General features: G+C 58.7%; 16 protein-coding genes. 8 read left to right on the top strand and 8 right to left on the bottom strand.

Annotated features, from left to right (window positions below):
• Positions 1 to 59: 59 nt before the first annotated feature.
• Together ABJO75_RS11320 and typA are read left to right on the top strand one after the other, a co-directional pair.
• Positions 60 to 395 (top strand): multidrug efflux SMR transporter, encoded by a 336-nt coding sequence (locus ABJO75_RS11320; RefSeq protein ID WP_348130404.1) that lies wholly within the window; start codon positions 60 to 62, stop codon positions 393 to 395.
• Between the two features lie 85 nt (positions 396 to 480).
• Entirely contained in the window at positions 481 to 2,301 is a 1,821-nt protein-coding gene (gene typA, locus ABJO75_RS11315) for a translational GTPase TypA (protein WP_348130401.1), read from the top strand.
• 89 nt (positions 2,302 to 2,390) lie between these two features.
• Here the strand turns inward: typA and ABJO75_RS11310 are convergent, their stop codons facing one another.
• The 3 genes from ABJO75_RS11310 to recA form a co-directional block, all read right to left on the bottom strand.
• Positions 2,391 to 2,678, bottom strand: a complete 288-nt coding sequence (locus ABJO75_RS11310) for a DUF1330 domain-containing protein (RefSeq protein WP_348130398.1) — start codon at positions 2,676 to 2,678, stop codon at positions 2,391 to 2,393.
• A gap of 1 nt (position 2,679) precedes the next feature.
• Positions 2,680 to 5,337 carry an alanine--tRNA ligase gene (alaS, locus tag ABJO75_RS11305; RefSeq protein WP_348130396.1) on the bottom strand — a complete coding sequence of 886 codons (2,658 nt, stop codon included), beginning with the start codon at positions 5,335 to 5,337 and terminating at the stop codon, positions 2,680 to 2,682.
• 186 nt (positions 5,338 to 5,523) lie between these two features.
• Positions 5,524 to 6,597: a recombinase RecA gene (gene recA / locus ABJO75_RS11300; RefSeq protein ID WP_348130393.1), complete on the bottom strand. Its 1,074-nt coding sequence runs from the start codon at positions 6,595 to 6,597 to the stop codon at positions 5,524 to 5,526.
• Between the two features lie 194 nt (positions 6,598 to 6,791).
• Between recA and ABJO75_RS11295 the strand changes: the two genes are divergently transcribed.
• Positions 6,792 to 7,385: a gamma-glutamyl kinase gene (locus tag ABJO75_RS11295; protein ID WP_348130390.1), complete on the top strand. Its 594-nt coding sequence runs from the start codon at positions 6,792 to 6,794 to the stop codon at positions 7,383 to 7,385.
• 9 nt (positions 7,386 to 7,394) lie between these two features.
• On the opposite strand, the gene ABJO75_RS11290 is transcribed toward ABJO75_RS11295, so the two are convergent.
• The 3 genes from ABJO75_RS11290 to guaB all read right to left on the bottom strand — a co-directional run bounded on the left by ABJO75_RS11290 (position 7,395) and on the right by guaB (position 12,469).
• A complete protein-coding gene (locus ABJO75_RS11290) occupies positions 7,395 to 9,599 on the bottom strand; it encodes an ATP-binding protein (RefSeq protein WP_348130488.1) in 2,205 nt (734 codons plus the stop codon).
• Positions 9,600 to 9,793: 194 nt separating this feature from the next.
• Positions 9,794 to 10,972, bottom strand: coding sequence for an RsmB/NOP family class I SAM-dependent RNA methyltransferase (locus tag ABJO75_RS11285; RefSeq protein ID WP_348130387.1), 1,179 nt, complete (start codon positions 10,970 to 10,972; stop codon positions 9,794 to 9,796).
• A 45-nt stretch (positions 10,973 to 11,017) separates the two neighbouring features.
• On the bottom strand, positions 11,018 to 12,469 hold the full coding sequence (gene guaB / locus ABJO75_RS11280) for an IMP dehydrogenase (protein ID WP_348130385.1): 1,452 nt from the start codon (positions 12,467 to 12,469) through the stop codon (positions 11,018 to 11,020).
• Positions 12,470 to 12,709: 240 nt separating this feature from the next.
• On the opposite strand from guaB, the gene ABJO75_RS11275 reads away from it, so the two are divergent.
• The 3 genes from ABJO75_RS11275 (at position 12,710) to ABJO75_RS11265 (ending at position 16,831) form a co-directional block, all read left to right on the top strand.
• Positions 12,710 to 14,749, top strand: a complete 2,040-nt coding sequence (locus ABJO75_RS11275) for an ASKHA domain-containing protein (RefSeq protein ID WP_348130382.1) — start codon at positions 12,710 to 12,712, stop codon at positions 14,747 to 14,749.
• Positions 14,750 to 14,795: 46 nt separating this feature from the next.
• Complete coding sequence (locus ABJO75_RS11270) at positions 14,796 to 15,362, top strand: peroxidase-related enzyme (RefSeq protein WP_348130380.1); 567 nt, start codon at positions 14,796 to 14,798, stop codon at positions 15,360 to 15,362.
• Positions 15,363 to 15,448: 86 nt separating this feature from the next.
• Entirely contained in the window at positions 15,449 to 16,831 is a 1,383-nt protein-coding gene (locus tag ABJO75_RS11265) for a DUF2235 domain-containing protein (RefSeq protein ID WP_348130377.1), read from the top strand.
• A gap of 78 nt (positions 16,832 to 16,909) precedes the next feature.
• Here the strand turns inward: ABJO75_RS11265 and lysM are convergent, their stop codons facing one another.
• The gene (lysM, locus tag ABJO75_RS11260; protein ID WP_348130374.1) at positions 16,910 to 17,338 is read right to left on the bottom strand and encodes a peptidoglycan-binding protein LysM; all 429 of its coding nucleotides are present in this window, start codon (positions 17,336 to 17,338) and stop codon (positions 16,910 to 16,912) included.
• 99 nt (positions 17,339 to 17,437) lie between these two features.
• Complete coding sequence (locus tag ABJO75_RS11255; protein WP_348130371.1) at positions 17,438 to 17,863, bottom strand: Lrp/AsnC family transcriptional regulator; 426 nt, start codon at positions 17,861 to 17,863, stop codon at positions 17,438 to 17,440.
• A 107-nt stretch (positions 17,864 to 17,970) separates the two neighbouring features.
• Between ABJO75_RS11255 and rocF the strand changes: the two genes are divergently transcribed.
• Both rocF and ABJO75_RS11245 read left to right on the top strand, forming a co-directional pair.
• Positions 17,971 to 18,885 (top strand): arginase, encoded by a 915-nt coding sequence (gene rocF / locus ABJO75_RS11250; RefSeq protein WP_348130368.1) that lies wholly within the window; start codon positions 17,971 to 17,973, stop codon positions 18,883 to 18,885.
• Between the two features lie 11 nt (positions 18,886 to 18,896).
• Complete coding sequence (locus ABJO75_RS11245) at positions 18,897 to 19,811, top strand: arginine deiminase-related protein (protein WP_348130365.1); 915 nt, start codon at positions 18,897 to 18,899, stop codon at positions 19,809 to 19,811.
• Positions 19,812 to 19,819 lie beyond the last annotated feature (8 nt).

The raw sequence follows: 19,819 nt of genomic DNA, 5'->3' as shown, positions 1-19,819 counted from the left end.
CGACAACCGTACCGGTCGCTCCGCCGACGCCACGATCCTTCAAGAGAGATGGTCCCACTATGCCGATCCATTACATCTACCTTCTGCTGGCGATCGTTGCAGAGACGATCGGAACCACAGCTCTTCAAGCCAGCCAGCAGTTCAGCCGTTTCGGCCCATCCGTCGTCGTCGTCATCAGCTATGGGATCGCGTTCTACCTGCTGGCGATGGCGCTCAGGTTCATGCCTGTTGGCGTTGCCTATGCGATTTGGTCAGGACTGGGTATCGTGCTGATTGCCCTGATCGGCCTTGTCATGTTTGGCCAGAAACTCGACCTTGCCGCGATAATCGGTCTCGGCCTCATCATCGCCGGTATCGCGATCATTCAGCTGTTTTCGAACACTGCGACTCACTGAGCGCTGCTGAAATCACGGATTAGCTCTGGCTATTGACGGCGTCCCGCGCTATGCGCGCGGCAACTCCCGTACAAAGGCTGAACCTATGGACCTGCGCAATATCGCAATCATCGCACACGTGGACCACGGCAAGACCACGCTGGTGGACGAACTGCTAAAACAATCCGGTACCTACCGGGACAACCAGGCCACCACCGAACGGGCCATGGACAGCAACGACCTTGAGCGTGAACGCGGAATCACCATTCTCGCCAAGGCGACTTCCGTTGAATGGAAAGGCACCCGTATCAACATCGTTGACACCCCCGGCCACGCCGACTTTGGCGGCGAGGTTGAGCGCATCCTGTCGATGGTGGATGGTGTTGTTCTGCTTGTAGATGCCGCCGAAGGCCCGATGCCGCAAACCAAGTTCGTCACTTCCAAGGCGCTTGCCCTTGGTTTGCGCCCAATCGTGGTCCTGAACAAGGTCGACAAACCGGACGGCGAACCCGAACGGGCTCTGGACGAATGTTTTGACCTCTTTGCCAACCTCGGCGCATCTGACGAACAACTCGACTTTCCGGCGATGTATGCCTCCGGCCGCTCAGGCTGGGCCGATATGGAACTGGATGGGCCGCGCAAGGATTTGACCGCACTGTTCGATCTGATCGTGGAACATGTCTCGGCCCCGGCGCAGATCGCGCATAAGGACGAACCGTTCCGCATGCTCGCGACCACACTGGGCAACGACCCGTTTATCGGTCGTATCCTGACCGGCCGTGTCGAAAGCGGCACGCTCAAGGCTGGTGATACCGTCAAGGCACTGGCTCGAGACGGCGCGCTTATCGAAAATTTCCGCTGCACCAAAATTCTGGCGTTTCGCGGCCTGTCGCAACAGCCAATCGACCTCGCCGAAGCGGGCGATATCGTCAGCCTTGCAGGCATGTCCAAGGCCACAGTCGCTGACAGCATCGTGGCACCTTCGGTCTCTGATGCCCTGCCCGCACAGCCAATCGACCCTCCTACAATTACCGTGACCTTTGGCATCAACGACAGCCCGCTTGCCGGACGTGACGGCAAAAAGGTCCAATCCCGCGTGATCCGCGAACGGTTGTTGAAAGAAGCCGAAAGCAATGTCGCAATCAAGATCAGCGATACACCCGGTGGCGAGGCCTTTGAGGTCGCAGGACGTGGTGAATTGCAGATGGGCGTGCTGATCGAAAACATGCGCCGCGAAGGTTTCGAGCTTTCGATCTCGCGCCCGCAGGTTCTGTTTCAGGAAATTGACGGCCAACGGATGGAGCCGATCGAAGAGGCCACCATCGATGTTGACGATGAATATTCCGGCGCCGTGATCGAAAAGATCACCGGCGTGCGCAAGGGCGAGTTGGTGGAAATGAAACCCGCCGGCGCAGGCAAGACCCGCATCATCGCGCATGTCCCATCGCGCGGATTGATCGGCTATCACGGAGAATTTCTGACCGACACACGTGGCACCGGGGTGCTGAACCGCGTTTTCCACGACTGGGCTCCGCACAAAGGTGCGATCCCCGGCCGTCGCGCGGGTGTTCTGATCTCGATGGAAAAGGGACAATCCGTCGCCTATGCGCTCTGGAATCTGGAAGAGCGTGGCCGCATGTTCATCGGTGCGCAGGCCGACGTGTATCAGGGCATGATCATCGGCGAACACAGCCGCGAGAACGATCTCGAGGTGAACCCGCTCAAGGGCAAGAAACTAACCAACGTGCGCGCAAGCGGCACCGACGAAGCCGTGCGCCTGACCACACCGATCACCATGTCGCTGGAAGAAGCCATTGCCTATGTCGATGATGACGAACTGGTAGAGGTCACGCCCAACGCCATCCGTCTGCGCAAGCGCCACCTCGACCCGCATGAGCGCAAACGTGCGGCTCGGGCCGCCAGCTAAAACGAATTTAGCACCGGCGCGTATTGTGCGCCGGTGCTAGTAAAAATGCGGTCTCTTCAGACCAGAATAACTGGCCCTTGAGAGGCTTGTTAATCGGTGGTTTCTACAACCATTAACTCGCGCTCAGAGGCGCCGCGCGCATGGTTGAGCGCCGCCTGATACTCTGGCGAATTGTAGCAATCGACAGCCGCATCAACCGATGGAAACCGCGCGACAACATTGCGCGGGCGTTCCTTGCCTTCCAGTTGAACAGAACGCCCGCCCCGAGCGATAAATTCGCCGCCGTGCTTGGCAATCGCCGGCCCTGCAAGTTCCGCATATTTTCCGTATGCCTCAGCGTCCGTCACCGTCACATGTGCAATCCAAAGTGCGCCCATTTCAGCCTCCCATAACCTTTTCCACAGCCGCAATCGCGGCATCCGAATTGCCGGCATCCCGGCCACCGCCCTGTGCCATATCGGGTCGGCCGCCACCACCTTTGCCGCCAAGTTCGACCACTGCGGCCTTGACCAGATCGACCGCCGACAACTGGCTTGTGAGATCGCTGGTAACGCCAGCGGCCACGGCGGCCTTGCCACCGGCATCTGCGATCAACAGAACCGCACCGCTGCCAATGCGCGCCTTGTGTTCGTCGATCAGCGCCGGAAGATCCTTGCCGGTAACACCGCTAAGCACCTGTGCGACCAGCGCCACCCCGTTGACCTGTCGTGCTTCCGGTTCAGCTTGCCCTCCGCCTGCCATCGCGAGTTCACGGCGCAGTTGGGCCACCTCATTACTCAAGGCCTTGCGCTCGTCCATCAGAGCGCGGACGCGGTCAGGAACCTCACCCGCCTGTGCCTTGAGTGCGCCCGCAACCTCGGAAAGCCGCTGATCCTGATCCCGCAGATAACGAAATGCCTCGGCCCCGGTCAGCGCCTCGATCCGGCGGACACCGGCACTAGATGCTGAATCACCCAACGTCACAAAGACGCCGATATCGCCGGTCTGGCGCACATGGGTGCCGCCACACAGTTCGATCGAATATGTCGCGCCATTGCCGCCTTTGCCAGACTCGGGATCAACACCCATCGACACCACGCGAACTTCATCGCCGTATTTCTCGCCAAAGAGGGCCTGCGCGCCAATCCCACGTGCATCATCGGGCGTCATGATCCGGGTCTCGACCGGCGCGTTCTGGCGGATAAAGCTGTTCACCTCTTCCTGAACCTGTTGCAACTCGTCCGCAGTCAGAGGCTTGGTATGGCTGAAATCAAACCGCAGGCGATCCTCGGCATTCAGCGACCCGCGCTGTGCAACATGATCCCCCAATGCGCGGCGCAATGCCTCGTGTAGCAGATGCGTCGCCGAGTGATTGGCGCGGATCGACGTCCGGCGATCGTGATTAACAGTCAAGGTCGCGGCCTCGCCGACGCGAATGTCGCCTTCTCTGACCTTTGCGATATGCAAAAAGACGCCCGCCGTCTTGCGCGTGTCTGTCACCGTCGCCACACCGCTCTCGGTGCGGATTTCTCCGGTATCGCCGACCTGCCCCCCGCTTTCGGCATAGAACGGCGTTTGGTTGAGCGCGATCTGCACCTCCTGTCCCTGCCCGGCCTCGTCCACCGTGCCACCATCCTGGACCAGCGCCACGATCTGCCCCTCGGCGGTTTCGGTGTCGTATCCCAGAAAATCGGTGGTTCCGTGCTGATCGGCCACATCAAACCAGACCGTTGCATCTGCCGCTTCGCCACTGCCTGACCACGCCGCACGCGCCTTGGCCTTTTGCTCGGCCATCGCCGCGTCAAACCCTTCGGTATCGACGGTTCTGTCTTGCTCGCGCAGTGCGTCCTGCGTCAGATCAAGCGGGAATCCATAAGTGTCATAGAGTTTGAACGCCGCCTGTCCGGGAAGCGCCGCGCCTTGAGGCAGGCTCGCGACTTCGTCATCCAAAAGCTTCAGACCGCGATCAAGGGTCTGTTTGAACCGGGTTTCTTCCAGTTTCAGCGTCTCTTCGATCAGCGACTGGGCCCGGCCCAGTTCAGGATAAGCCGCACCCATCTGTTGGATCAACGCTGGCACCAACCGGTACATCAGCGGGTCCTTAACGCCCAGCAGGTGAGCATGGCGCATGGCGCGCCGCATGATCCGCCGCAAGACATAGCCACGTCCGTCGTTAGAAGGCATGACACCATCGGCCATCAGGAACGAAGTTGACCGCAAATGATCCGCAATGACCCGATGATGCGTCTTGCCGGGCCCATCAGGATCGGTGCTACTTGCATCGGCGCTGGCCTCGATCAGGCTGCGCATCAGGTCGGTTGCATAGTTGTCGTTGGTTCCCTGCAACAAGGCCGCGACCCGCTCGATCCCCATGCCGGTATCAATCGACTGGTTTGGCAGATCCTTGCGGCTGCCATCCTCGAACTGTTCGTATTGCATGAAAACGAGATTCCAGATCTCGACAAACCGGTCGCCATCTTCGTCAGGGCTGCCCGGAGGGCCACCCCAATACTGTTCACCGTGGTCATAAAAGATCTCGGTGCAGGGACCACAGGGGCCGGTCGGGCCCATCTGCCAGAAATTGTCGCTGGTCGGGATGCGGATGATCCTATCGTCAGGCAGACCGGCGACCTTCTTCCAGATCTCCGCCGCCTCGTCATCCGTATGATAGACCGTGACCAGCAATCGGGATTTGTCGATGCCAAGATCCCGGGTGATCAATTCCCAAGCAAACGGGATGGCGTCGGATTTGAAGTAATCGCCAAAACTGAAATTGCCGAGCATCTCAAAGAAGGTGTGATGCCGCGCGGTATAGCCGACATTGTCCAGATCGTTATGTTTACCGCCCGCGCGTACACATTTTTGCGCCGTCGTCGCGCGTTTGTAGTCACGATGCTCGACGCCGGTGAACAGGTTCTTAAACTGGACCATGCCAGAGTTCGCAAACATTAGCGTCGGATCGTTCCGCGGCACTAACGGGCTGCTCTCTACAACCTCATGTCCTTGCTTTGCAAAATAGCTCAGAAAAGTGGACCGGATGTCATTCAACGTGGGCATGGGCAAGCTTTCGGAGGTTCAAGTTTGGCACTTGAAATAGCTGTAAGCCCCGGCACTGTCCACCGCCGCAATCGCACCGAAACACAGCAATAAGGGCGCGCCATGTGGCACGCCCCGTTTCTTCTCAGACCGCTTCGCCTTTTCGGCTGAAAAATGCCCCGTTAGGGCAAACCCTCAGACAAGAGTTCACGCCTCAAGCACATCCTCGCCACCGGCGTCGGCAGGTTTGGGCATATCGAATTCAAGACCATGCGCCGCTCTGATCTTGTCTTCAATTTCATAAGCGATCTTCGGATTATCGCGCAGGTACTGTTTCGCGTTCTCGCGGCCCTGCCCGATGCGTTCGTCGCCATAGCTCATCCAGGCGCCGGATTTGTCGACCACCCCGGCTTTGACGCCAAGATCAAGCAACTCGCCCATCTTCGAGATACCTTCGCCATACATGATATCAAATTCGACCTGCTTGAACGGTGGCGCGACCTTGTTCTTGACGATCTTCACGCGGGTGGCATTGCCCACGACCTCATCACGGTCCTTGATCGACCCGATGCGGCGGATGTCGAGCCGCACCGAACTGTAGAACTTTAGAGCATTGCCGCCGGTCGTCGTCTCCGGGCTGCCAAACATCACGCCGATCTTCATCCGGATCTGGTTGATAAAGATGACCATACAATTGCTGCGCGAAATCGAACCGGTCAGTTTGCGCATGGCCTGGCTCATCAGGCGGGCCTGGACGCCCACACTGCTGTCGCCCATATCGCCTTCCAGTTCGGATTTTGGCGTCAGTGCGGCGACCGAGTCCACCACAACCATGTTGACCGCTCCGGAGCGGACCAGCGTGTCGGTGATTTCCAGAGCCTGCTCACCGGTGTCGGGCTGGCTGATCAGCAATTCGTCGATATCGACGCCAAGCTTGCGGGCATATTGCGGATCAAGCGCGTGTTCCGCATCGACAAAGGCACAAACGCCGCCACGTTTCTGCTGTTCGGCAACACAATGCAGCGTGAGCGTTGTCTTGCCCGAACTTTCCGGTCCGTAGATTTCAACGATGCGTCCCATCGGCAAGCCGCCGATCCCAAGTGCGATATCAAGCCCCAAAGACCCGGTCGAACTGGATTCGATTTCCTGAATGGCACCTTCGGCGCCAAGCTTCATGATCGACCCCTTGCCGAATTGCCGTTCAATCTGCGCAAGCGCGCTGTCGAGCGCCTTTTGCTTGTCTGCGTTTTTCTTGCTGCTCATGGTCAATAGATCCGCCATAGTCCTGTTCCCTTATCTTATTGTCACACCCGCAGACGGGCGGCAATCGCTGCTTTGTTCACTTCTTGTTCCAAATAGGACCAAAAAGAGAACATTTCAATTAGAATTTTTGACATCCCCACTGTTTCTGAAAGGGGTTAAAGAGTAGTTTATCCGATGAAGTTGCTAAACCTGCGCGGAGAAATGTCCTGTAAATGCTTGTTTTTCATAAAGAACGCTTGGCGTTTCTGGCGGTACCAAAGACCGGAACGACCGCCTATCATTCCGCTCTGGCCAGGCGCGCCGACATGGTGGTCTCGCACCCTTCCGGATTGAAACACGCTTCGGTTTATCGCTACAGCCGATTTTTCCGCCCGATGTTCAACAAGGTTGGTGGTGCCGAGATGGAGCTCCTTGCCGTAATGCGCGAGCCCGTCAGCTGGCTGGGCAGTTGGTACAGATACCGGCAGAGAGACGACCTGCGCGACACAGAGCGGAGCACCCAGGGGATGAGCTTTGACGATTTCGTTCTGGCCTATGTCAAGGGCAGCCGGCCCGCGTTCGCTGATGTCGGGAGTCAGGCCAGCTTTCTCAAGACGCATCCCAGTGGCACCGCGATAACCCATCTGTTTCGCTACGAAGAGTTGCCTCGACTAAACAGGTTCCTCGAAGAACGCATTGGTGTCGAAATCATTCTTAAGCGCAAGAATGTGTCACCGGAAATGGACCTGTTCCTTTCCCCCGAGGTCGAACGCATATACCGCAAAAAATGTTCGGACGAGTTTCGCCTGTATGAAGGTATCGCCTGACTCAGGCCATCAATGCAGTTGCTGGTGCACCGTATCGGTCAGCTGATTGAGGGAGAACGGTTTCGGCAGAAAGACCGAGTTCGGAACAGCTGGTTGCGCATCTCCAAATGCACCTTCGGCATACCCAGAAACGAAAACCACTCGCACGTCGGGCCGAACCTTTAGTGCCTCGCGCACCCAGCTTGGCCCATCCATCCCCGGCATGACCACATCAGTGACAAAAACATTCACGTTCAAGCCGGGATCCTCGAGCGTTTTCAAGGCATCTTCGGCTGACTCAGCCTCAAGCACAGTATACCCGCGCAACCGCAATGCGCGGGAGGCAAACGCGCGTACGGGCGCTTCGTCTTCGACCAGCAGGATCACGCCCTCACCCTGTTTCGCGGTCGGTTGCGGGCTGAATTTCGCAACTTCGGGCGAGGCTGTGACTTCGGCCTCGTGCACGGGAAAGAACAGCGTGAACACCGTGCCGTTGCCGATCGTACTGTCGACGAAAATGAAACCACCGGTCTGTTTGACGATCCCGTACGCCGTCGACAACCCCAGCCCCGTACCCTCTCCCGTCCGTTTGGTTGTATAAAATGGTTCAAATATTTTCTGTAGCATATCGGGTGCAATACCCGCGCCTTCGTCGCTCACCTTGACCGTCACATAGGGGCCAGCAGGAACGGTCGCACGGTCCCGCAACAAAGGCGTCGTCAGCGTCGTTACCTCTGTTTCGATCCTGATCTCGCCACCGGAAGGCATAGCATCGCGAGCATTGACGACGAGGTTCATCAGCACCTGCTCAAGCTGTCGTTTGTCCGCTCTGATCGGATTCAGGACCGGGTCGTGGCTCAGCGTCAGGGTCACCTTTTCGCCGACGAGTCGGTTCAGCAGATGCGTCAGGTCGGACAGTGTATCTCGCAGATCCAGCACCTCGGGGCGCAGGGTCTGTTTCCGGGAGAACGCCAGCAATTGACTCACAAGCGCCGCCGCCCGGTTGGCATTCTGGTTTATCTGCACCAGATCGCCATAGTCCTGATCGCCCTGATCGTGCCGTAGCAACAGCAAATCGCAATGCCCGGAAATCGCCGTGAGCAGGTTGTTGAAATCATGCGCGACACCTCCGGCCAACTGTCCGATCGCCTGCATCTTCTGGCTTTGCACAAACTGGGCTTCGAGTGTCTTAAGTTCGGTCGCGTCGTTCAGAACAGCAATCAGCAGCGGTTCGCCGTTCTCGGTAACGCGACTCAGCGTGACTTGAACAAAAACTTCTCTGTCCTTGCGGCTGACCCGCAGGAATTCCGAATTCTTTTGAGTGTTGCCTGATATCGTTTCCTGCAACCAGTCAGAGATCGGCCGACCGAGCCCCTCCATGGTCTGTCCAAGCATCAGCCCCTCGGCGCTGTCGATACCAAGCAGACCGATGGCCATCTGATTTGCCAACAATATACGGCCGTCGGTTGCGACCTTGATCATCGGCACTGGCAGGGTTTCAAAGACGATGTCATGCCCCTGCCCCTCAGGCCCTTCGGAGGGAAGGAAATAGAGTTCCCGGCGACCCGCGAAACTGTCGTTCTCGGCCACCATGACATCAATGGGACCATTCTTGGCGCTCAAACGGTTCAACTTGCCGGGTGTGACTGGGAGGGATGGAAAAAGACGATCAAGTGTCTTGGCGCGTTCGCCGATTAAGGCAAGCGCCGCATCGTTCATGAACAACACCGCCCCTGAGCGACCTGTCGTAATCATCGGCACAGGCAATGACTCTGAACTGCGGGCACCCGGAGAACGCTCGGGCATGTCTTCCATGCGCCAGAGATAGTCGGACGCCCCGACAAGGTGTACTGACAGTCGAACATGGCCGCGGCGCGTTACGATATCCTCGCGCGCCGCACCATCGAGGCGTGCGCGACATTGCAGCCGGTACAGCACCGCCGACGGATTTGCGAACATGATCCGCAATGTGCCCGCAAGCGTTTCGCTTGCAGTATCGGCAAAGCGTATTGTCGCCGCCGTGTTGATGACCCGGATCGCGCCATCCTCGTTTGCGACAAAGCTGGGTGACGAATCCCGTTCAATAATGGATGCCAGCACGCCAGTTTCCGCACGATCAGAACTGCTAAAGGCGATGTTTCGCGCGGCAAAGATCACGGATACCGCCAACAGTGTTGCCGATGCTGCGAGCATACTTTGCGATATCAACCCACCGGGTAGTCCAAACAGCCCCATCGCGCCCAATGCACAGGCGAAGCCAATGACGACGCCAATACGACCGGCATCTGAAAGATGTGCGTCCAGAAAGGGTTGGATCGGCATCCGACGACTGTTCACATGAGGCCTCCCAAACCTGACTTCCCTAACGCTAATTTCGCCGCGTGAGCGTTAAGCCATGCTTAACAAGCGAATATTACCGTATAGGTTGTTTAGGTTCGAGATGTATCCCGCGTCAAGTGTGCCGCATAGAATCCATCGGTTCCGTGTTGCATTGTCCACTGTCGCTGAACAGCAAGCCGCCACTCGCTGTTCTGTTTCAGGAAGTGGTCTATCTGGTTCTGGTTCTCGTCCTGCAGAACCGAACAAGTGGCGTAAGCAAGCAAGCCATCTTCGGACACCAACCCGGACGCGGTTTCAAGGATCCCGCCCTGAATGCCACAGAGTTCATTCAACCCTGGTTCATCGAGACGCCATTTACCCTCGGGCGAGCGTCGCCACGCACCGCTGCCGGAACACGGGGCATCACAGAGAACCAAATCGAATGGTCCTGCCTGCCCAATCTCATCGCTGGAAATCGCCGTGACAATTGCGCCCGCCCGCGCCGCTCGCACGGGAAGATCCCGCATTCTTTCGGGTGCAATATCATGGGCAAAGAGGTCAATCCGCGCCCGCGCAGCCAGGGCCAGCGCCTTGCCTCCCCCGCCTGCACAGTAGTCAAGAACACGCATACCATCCCGCAACGGCAACGCCTCGACCACGGCCTGGCTGGCCGCATCCTGAAGTTCAACCAAACCACTCTGATAGGCCTCTGATTGCCGCAACCGGCGCGCGCCATCGGTGATTTCAAGCGCGGTGGTCGCCACTGAATGCGGTATCGTGCTGACCCCGTCCCTAAGCAGCCGCGCTTGCGCACCCGACACATCGGTCTTTTGCAGGTTCACTCGGAGATGAACCGGCGCACGGGTCTGCAGCGCCTGTGCGCACGCTTCGGTCTGCTCTGCCAAGCTCTCCGAGAATCTAGGCCAGAGCCAATCCGGGATATCGAGCGCTTCGGGACCGGACTGTGGTGCCTGGCCTGCTGCCTGCTCCACGTCTGTCAGGGACGCAGGCGCATAGGTCGCGCCTGTAAATACACTATCCGGGTCGGTGCCGGCATGCCGTAAGGCACCCAGCATCCAGCCACGCCCGGTCTGTGCCCCACCGAGGGCCGCGAAGGACCTCAGGCACCGCATCACGTCAAACACGTGGTCGCGCACCGCAGCACGATCCTTGGACCCGGCATAGCGGCTGCGGCGCGACCAGCCTGTCAAAGCGCGCTCAGCCGCCTTGCCAGCCTGTATCTCGTCGAGGATTTCGATCGCGGCCTGCACCCGTGCAGCAGGTGTCATGGCGCGGTCGCCGCCTTTGCAATCAATCGCAAGGACATGATCTTGCTAAACGCCGATACGATAGTTTGGCGACTCGCGCGTGATCTGCACATCATGTACATGGCTTTCCTTGAGTCCGGCACCGGTGATCTTGACGAAATTGCAATTCTTGCGCATCTCATCCACCGTGGCACACCCGGTATAGCCCATCGCCGCGCGCAGGCCGCCGACCAGTTGGTGAATGACTGCCCCCGCACTGCCCTTGTAAGGCACCTGTCCCTCGATCCCTTCAGGCACAAGCTTGTCGCTTGCCGCATCCTTCTGAAAATACCGATCCGCAGAACCGCGCGCCATTGCGCCGAGCGAGCCCATACCACGATAACTCTTAAAGCTACGGCCTTGATACAGAATGACTTCTCCAGGAGACTCGTCGGTACCCGCAATCATGCTGCCAACCATAGCACAGGACGCTCCGGCGGCGATTGCCTTGGCGAAATCGCCCGAGAACTTGATCCCCCCATCGGCGATCACTGGAATATCCCCCGCCCCACTGGCACAATCCATGATCGCGGTCAGCTGAGGCACGCCAACGCCTGCGACCATACGTGTGGTGCAGATACTGCCCGGCCCGATTCCGACCTTGATCGCATCCGCACCTGCCCCGATCAGCGCCCGTGTCGCCTCGGCAGTTGCGACATTGCCAGCCACGATCTGCACTTCGTCGGACAGTTTCTTGGCACGTTCAACAGCGTGGGCAACCCCTTCGGAGTGACCATGCGCCGTGTCGATCACGATCATGTCAGCCCCAGCATCAACCAGCGCCTGTGCTCGTTCGTAACCGGCGTCACCAACAGTGCTGGCAGCCGCAACACGCAAACGGCCAAGCTGGTCCTTGCAGGCCGTCGGGTTCAGCACCGCCTGTTCCGTATCCTTGAGTGTCAGCAACCCGGTGAGCTTGCCCTTGGCATCGGTGACCAACAGCTTTTCGATCCGCCGTGCCTTCATCAGGCTGATCGCCTCGTCGCGATCTGCCGGTTCCTGCAGGATGGCGAGATTGTCCGACGTCATCATGATCCGAACCGGGGTGCTGTCATCGGTTGCGAAGCGCATATCCCGATTGGTCACGATCCCGACCACCCTGCCCGTGTCGTCAACCACGGGAAAGCCGGTGACTCTATATCGTTCCTGCAATGCCTTGGCATCGGCCAGCGTCTGATCCGCATGCAGGGTGATCGGGTTATAGACGATGCCGCTCTCGAAACGCTTGACCCGGCGCACTTCCTGCGCCTGCAACTCTATCGAGAGGTTGCGGTGCACGACGCCCATGCCGCCCGCCTGTGCCATGGCGATGGCCATGCGTGCCTCGGTCACCGTGTCCATTGCACTGGACAACAGGGGTATGTTCATCTGAATGCTCTGCGTCACATTTGTCGCGGTACTGGCCGTCGAGGGCAGTACATTGCTGGCCGCAGGGACCAACAGAACGTCATCAAAGGTGAGGGCCTCGCGAATCTCCATCGTCACTCTCCGTGGATATCTCGTTTGGCGCTTCCCTATGGCATGGTTGGCGGATGGGGGAAAGGGTTCACACAGTATATTGTGACCCGCCATGTCGTTTTCCGCAGCGTCCCGTGATCAACACATCCACATGTGATTACGGAATGACGCAGGTGCATCAGAAATTGCCGTTACTTGCGTTTCGATTTACACAGCGCCGACTATGGTGCTCCAAGCAGACACACAAGGCAGGTTCCCGGCATGCAATCCGACCCTCTCGTGATCTTTACCCCTTCCGGAAAACGCGGTCGTTTCCCCGTTGGCACTCCGATTCTGACCGCAGCGCGCCAGCTTGGCGTCGATCTTGACAGCGTCTGTGGGGGTCGTGGCATTTGCAGCAAATGCCAGATCACGCCAAGCTATGGTGAATTCCCCAAACATGGGGTCACCGTTGCCAACGACGCCCTGACAGAATGGAACGCGGTGGAAGAGCGGTATCGCTCTAAGCGCGGGATGATCGACGGTCGCCGACTGGGGTGTCAGGCACAGATCCAGAGGGACGTGGTGATCGACGTGCCACCGGAAAGCCAGGTCCACAAACAAGTGGTCCGCAAGCGCGCTGAAGCGCGCGACATCGTTCTCGATCCGTCTGTCAAACTCTACTACGTCGAGGTTGCAGAACCCGACATGCATGACCCCACCGGCGATCTGGAACGGCTGCGCAACGCGCTGCGCGACCAATGGCAGGTGACCGATCTGCAGATCGACCTGCCAACGTTGCAAACACTTCAGCCGGTGCTGCGCAAAGGCGGCTGGAAAGTCACCTGCGCCGTTCACCTCGGCTCGCGCGCCTATCGGCCCCGCATCATGCAGGTCTTGCCGGGTTTTCACGATGCCCCGACGTATGGCCTCGCGGTCGATCTTGGCTCGACCACCATCGCGGCGCATCTCTGCAACTTGCAGACCGGCGAAGTTGTCGCCTCTTCCGGAATCATGAACCCGCAAATCCGGTTTGGCGAAGACCTGATGAGCCGGGTCAGCTATTCGATGATGAACAAGGGCGGTGCCGCCGAAATGACGGCTGCAGTGCGGGCCGGAATGAACACGCTGTTTGATCAAATCGCGTCAGAAGCCGAAATTGACAAGACCGAAATCATGGATGCGGTCTTTGTCTGCAATCCCGTCATGCACCACCTGTTTCTCGGGATTGATCCGTTCGAACTCGGGCAGGCCCCGTTTGCGCTGGCCACGTCCGATGCCCTGAACCTGACGGCGGCCGAGATGGATCTGCAACTGCATCCAAGTGCGCGGATCTATCTGCTGCCCTGTATTGCCGGGCATGTCGGGGCCGATGCCGCCGCTGTCGCCCTGTCCGAAGCACCGGACAAATCCGATGACCTCGTACTGGTTGTTGATGTTGGCACAAATGCCGAAATCCTGCTGGGCAACAAGGACAAGGTGCTCGCCTGTTCCTCGCCCACCGGGCCAGCTTTTGAAGGGGCGCAAATCTCCTCGGGCCAACGCGCCGCGCCGGGGGCAATCGAACGCGCCGAGATTGATCCGGTTACCAAGGTGCCGCGCTTTCGGGTCATTGGCAGCGATGTCTGGTCTGACGAGGACGGATTCGTCGATGTCATCGCCACGACCGGAATCACCGGTATTTGCGGATCAGGTATCATCGAACTGGTGGCCGAAATGCGAATGGCGGGCATCGTTGATGGACCCGGCCTGATCGGTTCAGCAGAACAGACCGGCAGCGACCGCTGTATCCTCGACGGGCGCACCTATTCCTATCTGATCTGGGATGGCACAGCCGATGGCGGACCGCGCATCACCGTGACCAACCGCGACATTCGCGAAATCCAGATGGCCAAGGCCGCGCTCTATTCCGGTGCTCGCCTGCTGATGGACAAGTTCGAAGTGGATCATGTTGACCGTATCGTGCTGGCCGGTGCCTTTGGCGCGCATATCAGCCCCAAACATGCCATGGTTCTGGGCATGATCCCCGACGCGCCGCTCGACAAGGTGACTTCGGCGGGCAACGCCGCCGGAACCGGGGCGCGGATCGCACTTTTGAACCGCAAGGCACGGGACGAAATCGAACAGACTGTTCGCGCGATCCACAAGATCGAAACCGCGATCGAACCGCGCTTCCAAGAGCATTTCGTGAATGCCTCAAACATTCCCAACGCGATTGAACCCTACCCTATCCTTAACAGCATCATGTCGCTGCCCGACGTGAACTTTAATCAGGGCGGCCGGGAAACACAGTCGCGCGGACGGCGGCGGCGGCGCGACTAGCAAACGCGCCTGCTGGATCGCCCAGCAAACAAAGAAAGGACACGACGTGAAAAAGCTATTTCCCTCTCTGCCCGAAAATGCGGGTCTGTCCGAGGTGTTTCAGGCGTTTCCAGACACCATAAAACCCCTGCTAGAATATCATGATGCCCTGCTCCGCTCGGACAGTCCGCTCAGCGTCGCACAGCGGGAACTGATTGCCGCCTATGTCTCCGGTCTGAACGCCTGCGCCTTTTGCTTCGGAGCGCATGTCATCATGGCGCGGGCCTTTGGCGTGTCACCTGAAACAATCGACGCGCTGCTGGATGATCCTGCCACAGCACCGGTCGACCCCGAGATGAGACCCATATTGGCCTATGTCGCAAAACTGACCACGGCGCCCGCGACGATGACCGAGGCCGACGCCCGGGCGGTCTATGATGCCGGCTGGAGCGAACGGGCGCTGTTTGACGCGATACAAACCTGCGCTCTCTTCAATTTCATGAACCGCATTCTCGAAGGCACCGGCGTGACCGCCTATCCGGTAGACCCAGACGCCATCACCGAAGACGACCTGACCGCCCGCCGCACCGGGACCTATGGCGACTGGGGCCGCAAGATCGGCGTGCTGGACTGACACAAGGGTCCGGTATCCCGGACTTGCCAAGCCGCCTGTGACTGGCATTCTGCGTGCATTGATTCAGTCATTGCACAAGGCCCGGCATGCAAACACGCAAAATAATCATCTGCATCGACGGCACCGGGAACCGGGTCGGAGACAACGAAAGCAATATTCTCAAGCTCTATAAAGGCCTCGCTCAATCAGACCGGCAAATTGTGCATTATGTCCCCGGTGTCGGTACGATGGACGGCCCGCGCCTCTTAGGATCGACCCTTGTGCGCAAGACCAAAGCGCTGGCAGGGCTGGCCTTTGGCATGGGGCTTGAGGACGATGTGCTCGACGCCTATCGCTTTCTCTGCGGCACCTACCAAAGCGCGTCTGACAAGCGAAAGGCCTTTAACGCCGACCGCGCAACCCTGCGGGATACGGCGCGCAAACTCGGTCAAAAATCGCCACGCAAGAACCCCTCTGTACCAGAGGCCGAGGATGATCAGATTTATATCTTCGGGTTTTCCCGTGGTGCCTATGCCGCGCGTATTCTGGCCGGGTTCATCCACAACTTTGGGCTGGTCGATCCGTCGCGCCTGCACATGATCACCGAGGCGTTCCGCGCCTACCGGATCGTGACAGAGCATGACCGGAACGAACCCAATGCCGTGGTTTTCAAAGCACTACGACAGTATGAGAGTGTTCTGCGGCCCAATGGCCGTGTTCCGATCCAGTGCCTTGGGCTGTTTGATACCGTGGCCTCGATGGTGCGCCTGAACCGGCCCATGTCGTCGCTCTTCAAATATCGCAGTCCAATGGAACTGAGCACTCATGCCAGCGTCGAGCGCAACGCATCCGTGCGCATCGTCCTGCATGCAATGGCCGTTGATGAGCGCCGCAGCATGTTTCGCCAGCTGCGTTGGCAAAAGACAGACTATTACGGCAATCGGTTCCGCCAGCCTAATCAGAAGCGAACGCAATTCGTTCATCAGCGCTGGTTCCCCGGCTACCATTCCGACATTGGCGGATCACCACGCGAGAACTTCAGCGGTATCGGCAAGATCACCCTTCTCTGGATGCTCGAAGAATTGCGGCGCATGGACCATCTCGCTTGGAAGGAAGACTCAGCACTTGATCCGCCAAAACCTGGCGAGCGCCGCATGAAACCAATGCATGGCGTAAAGGTCAAATCCAGCTATCGAACGGGATTTTTGGAAGGCCGCGATCAAACCCGCACCACTCCGGATGGGCAGCGTTTTGCAAAACCCGACGCGTTGGCACCACTCCATGACTCGATGTCGCTGGCCTGGGCGCCGCTTGAGGTCTTTCCCAAGACCACCATCCGGCGACAATGGCACAAACGTCCCGGCTGGCTCTGGTACCTGCCCCTGTCCGAGCCGCGTATCATCGCAAAGGACGATACAATCGACGACTCGGTGCATGAGCGCATGCGCCGCTGGCGGTTCTATCGCCCGATCAACCTGCCCAGGGACTAGTGCATCAGGCATTCCGCATTGAAAGATGAATGACGCGCCCCGCATGGCAGGGCGCATCATTTTCAGTGGTAAGTCGGATCAGGCCGCCGCGTCTTTCGGGATGCGCAGAACCTGCCCCGGATAGATCTTGTCGGGATGGCTCAGCATCGGTTTGTTTGCCTCAAAGATCTCGGTGTAGCGGTTCGCATTTCCAAGTGTCTTTTTGGCAATCGCAGACAAGGTGTCGCCGCGCTCAACCGTGTGAAAGACGGTTCCGGCCCCGTCGCCATCATCCTGAACACTGGCAACACCGCTGACGTTGCCAACGGCCAGAACGATCTTTTCACGGGTTTCCTGATCAACGCCCGCACCGGCCACCTTTACCGAGTCACCTTCGACCGAGATATCCAGCCCGGATGTATCCAGACCCAGATCGGCCACTTCCTGTTTCAGTACCTCGGCATCCGGCGCATCATCGCCACCGAACAGGCTCTTGCCCGAGTCCTTCACGAAACTCCACAAACCCATAACGCTCTCCATCTTGTTGCTATGACATGTGTGTCGCCGACTGTCCGCTTGCTCACAAGTGGGAAAACGTCGGCGTTTACATCATTCGCGGTCAGTGCGTCAGGTCGCCTTGCGCGTCGCTAAGAGCAGGCTTGTCTCACTTGTACTTACCCCGTCAAACCGCCGGATCGTGCCCAACGCCAGATCCAGTTGTTCCAATGTCTCGGTGCCCAGTTCCACAATCACATCCCACCGTCCATTGGTCGAATGCACAGCCCGCACAGCGGCCAGTCCGCGCAGTTGGCGAATGACCCGCTCGGTTCCGCGCCCTTCGATCCCGATCATCATCAATCCGCGCACCGGATCGCGCAGCGTGTCCTCTTTCATCACCACCGTAAACCCGAGAATCTGACCGCTTTGCTGAAGGCGCTCGATCCGAGACCGCACGGTTGTGCGCGAAAGGTTCAAGGTTAGCGCAAGGTCCGAAAGAGATGCGCGTGCATTGTCACGCAGCGCCGCAATCAGGCGTTCGTCCGTTTTGTCCAAATCGACCTCCATTTTAGCTAATTTACATTCTTATTGGTCAATTTTTTGGCTTCTGACAACACCATTCCGGAACATACAAGCAGGCAACCCAATCTTGCGAGGCTTCTATGACACCTAAAACCTGTATTCTGATCGGCGCACCTGTGGACAGCGGCAAGGGTCGGCGTGGATGCCTGATGGGGCCGGATGCCTATCGAACCGCCGGCCTGACCGAGGCGCTCTCTGATCTGGGCCACAAGGTTCGGGACATGGGTAACCTCACCCCCGCAACACATGCACCGGATACCGGCGAAGGTAAGCTGGTGCGTCCGAACGAAACCATCGGCTGGACCAATCGTCTGATCCGCGTTGCCGAAGACGCTATGGCACGTGGTCTGCCGATTTTCATGGGCGGTGATCATTCCCTGTCTCTGGGCAGCGTCGCTGGCGTCGCCAACCACGCGGCGACGCAGGGCCGACCACTCTTCGTGCTCTGGCTGGATGCGCATAGTGACTATCACACGCCCGAAACCACAAGTTCCGGCAATCTTCACGGCACCCCGTTGGGATATGTCACCGGGCGTTCAGGATTTGGTGGATTTCCGGCCGTCACCAACCCCGTGCCGCAGGAAAACATCTGTATCGTCGGGCTGCGGTCTGTCGATGCCGCCGAGAAACAGGCACTTCAGCAAACGGCCATTCTGCGCCACGACATGCGCTCGATTGACGAGACCGGTATCGCCGCACCGTTGGCCGCGTTCCTTGATCAGGTCGCCGCAGCAAACGGGCTTCTCCATGTCAGCCTTGATGTCGATTTCCTCGACCCGATGATCGCGCCCGCAGTCGGCACCACGGTTCCCGGCGGCGCCACCATGCGCGAGGCCCATCTGGTCATGGAAATGATCTGTGACAGCGACCTGATGACCTCACTGGATCTCGTCGAGCTGAACCCGTTTCTCGACGATCATGGCCGCACTGCGACGGTGATGGTTGATCTCGCCGCGTCCGCGCTTGGCCGTCGCGTCTTTGATCGCCCAACCTGAGAAAACCTGAAATGACCCTGCAAGCCCCCTCTTCGGTGATCATGGTGCGCCCGCATGCATTCCGGTCTAATCCGGAAACCCGCGTCGACAATGCGTTTCAAAGCGTCCTGCCTCTGACGGATGCCGAGGTCGCCGCCTTGGCGCGCGACGAGTTTGATGCCGCCGTTGCCCGGCTGCGCAATGCCGGTGTGACGGTGCATGTCTTTGACGATACCAGCAACGAAACGCCTGATTCAGTGTTTCCCAACAACTGGTTCTCGACGCATGCAGGTGGCCATGTCGCCGTTTATCCGATGTTTGCGGCAAACCGCCGCCGCGAACGCCGCTGGGATGTGATCGACATGCTCAAGCAGGACTATCGCGTGCAGGACGTGATCGATTATTCCGGTCTGGAGGCTGATGATCTGGCGCTGGAAGGCACCGGCGCCATGGTTCTGGATCATGCCGAACGTGTTGCCTACGTCGCCCGCAGCAAGCGTGCGGATCCGGTCCTGCTCGAGCGGTTCTGCACCCATTTCGGTTTTGAGCCCATAGTCTTTGATGCGGTCGATGCCGCCGGAGCGCCAGTTTATCACACCAATGTTCTGATGGGGATCGGCACCGCCTATGCGCTTGTCGGGCTGGGTCTGATACCAAATGAAGCGCGCCGTTCGACCGTGGCGTCCCGTCTTGCAGAACCCGGACGCGAGGTGATCGATCTCAGCTCTGATCAGATCGCTAATTTCGCGGGCAACGCCATCGAACTGACGGGTCGTGATGGCCCGCTGCTGGTTCTGTCTGCCCGTGCGCTGGCCTCATTGCATGACGACCAGATCAACATAATTTCCCGCAGCGCCGACCTGTTGCCGCTGGACCTGCCCACCATTGAAACTGCCGGAGGCTCGGCCCGCTGCATGATCGCGGGCGTGCATCTGGCCCGCCGCTGAAAGAGAGA

The sequence above is a fragment of the Sedimentitalea sp. genome (assembly GCF_039973035.1).
GTDB lineage: Bacteria > Pseudomonadota > Alphaproteobacteria > Rhodobacterales > Rhodobacteraceae > Sedimentitalea.
Note: the sequence above shows the minus strand (reverse complement) of the source record. Positions and strands in the feature narration are given on the sequence as shown.

Excerpts from the sequence above, each read along its gene's own strand:
- ABJO75_RS11320 (WP_348130404.1), top strand. The coding sequence starts at position 60 with ATGCCGATCCATTACATCTACCTTCTGCTGGCGATCGTTGCAGAGACG.
- typA (WP_348130401.1), top strand. The coding sequence starts at position 481 with ATGGACCTGCGCAATATCGCAATCATCGCACACGTGGACCACGGCAAG.
- ABJO75_RS11310 (WP_348130398.1), bottom strand. The coding sequence starts at position 2,678 with ATGGGCGCACTTTGGATTGCACATGTGACGGTGACGGACGCTGAGGCA.
- alaS (WP_348130396.1), bottom strand. The coding sequence starts at position 5,337 with ATGCCCACGTTGAATGACATCCGGTCCACTTTTCTGAGCTATTTTGCA.
- recA (WP_348130393.1), bottom strand. The coding sequence starts at position 6,597 with ATGGCGGATCTATTGACCATGAGCAGCAAGAAAAACGCAGACAAGCAA.
- ABJO75_RS11295 (WP_348130390.1), top strand. The coding sequence starts at position 6,792 with ATGCTTGTTTTTCATAAAGAACGCTTGGCGTTTCTGGCGGTACCAAAG.
- ABJO75_RS11290 (WP_348130488.1), bottom strand. The coding sequence starts at position 9,599 with ATGGGGCTGTTTGGACTACCCGGTGGGTTGATATCGCAAAGTATGCTC.
- ABJO75_RS11285 (WP_348130387.1), bottom strand. The coding sequence starts at position 10,972 with ATGACACCTGCTGCACGGGTGCAGGCCGCGATCGAAATCCTCGACGAG.
- guaB (WP_348130385.1), bottom strand. The coding sequence starts at position 12,469 with ATGGAGATTCGCGAGGCCCTCACCTTTGATGACGTTCTGTTGGTCCCT.
- ABJO75_RS11275 (WP_348130382.1), top strand. The coding sequence starts at position 12,710 with ATGCAATCCGACCCTCTCGTGATCTTTACCCCTTCCGGAAAACGCGGT.
- ABJO75_RS11265 (WP_348130377.1), top strand. The coding sequence starts at position 15,449 with ATGCAAACACGCAAAATAATCATCTGCATCGACGGCACCGGGAACCGG.
- lysM (WP_348130374.1), bottom strand. The coding sequence starts at position 17,338 with ATGGGTTTGTGGAGTTTCGTGAAGGACTCGGGCAAGAGCCTGTTCGGT.
- rocF (WP_348130368.1), top strand. The coding sequence starts at position 17,971 with ATGACACCTAAAACCTGTATTCTGATCGGCGCACCTGTGGACAGCGGC.
- ABJO75_RS11245 (WP_348130365.1), top strand. The coding sequence starts at position 18,897 with ATGACCCTGCAAGCCCCCTCTTCGGTGATCATGGTGCGCCCGCATGCA.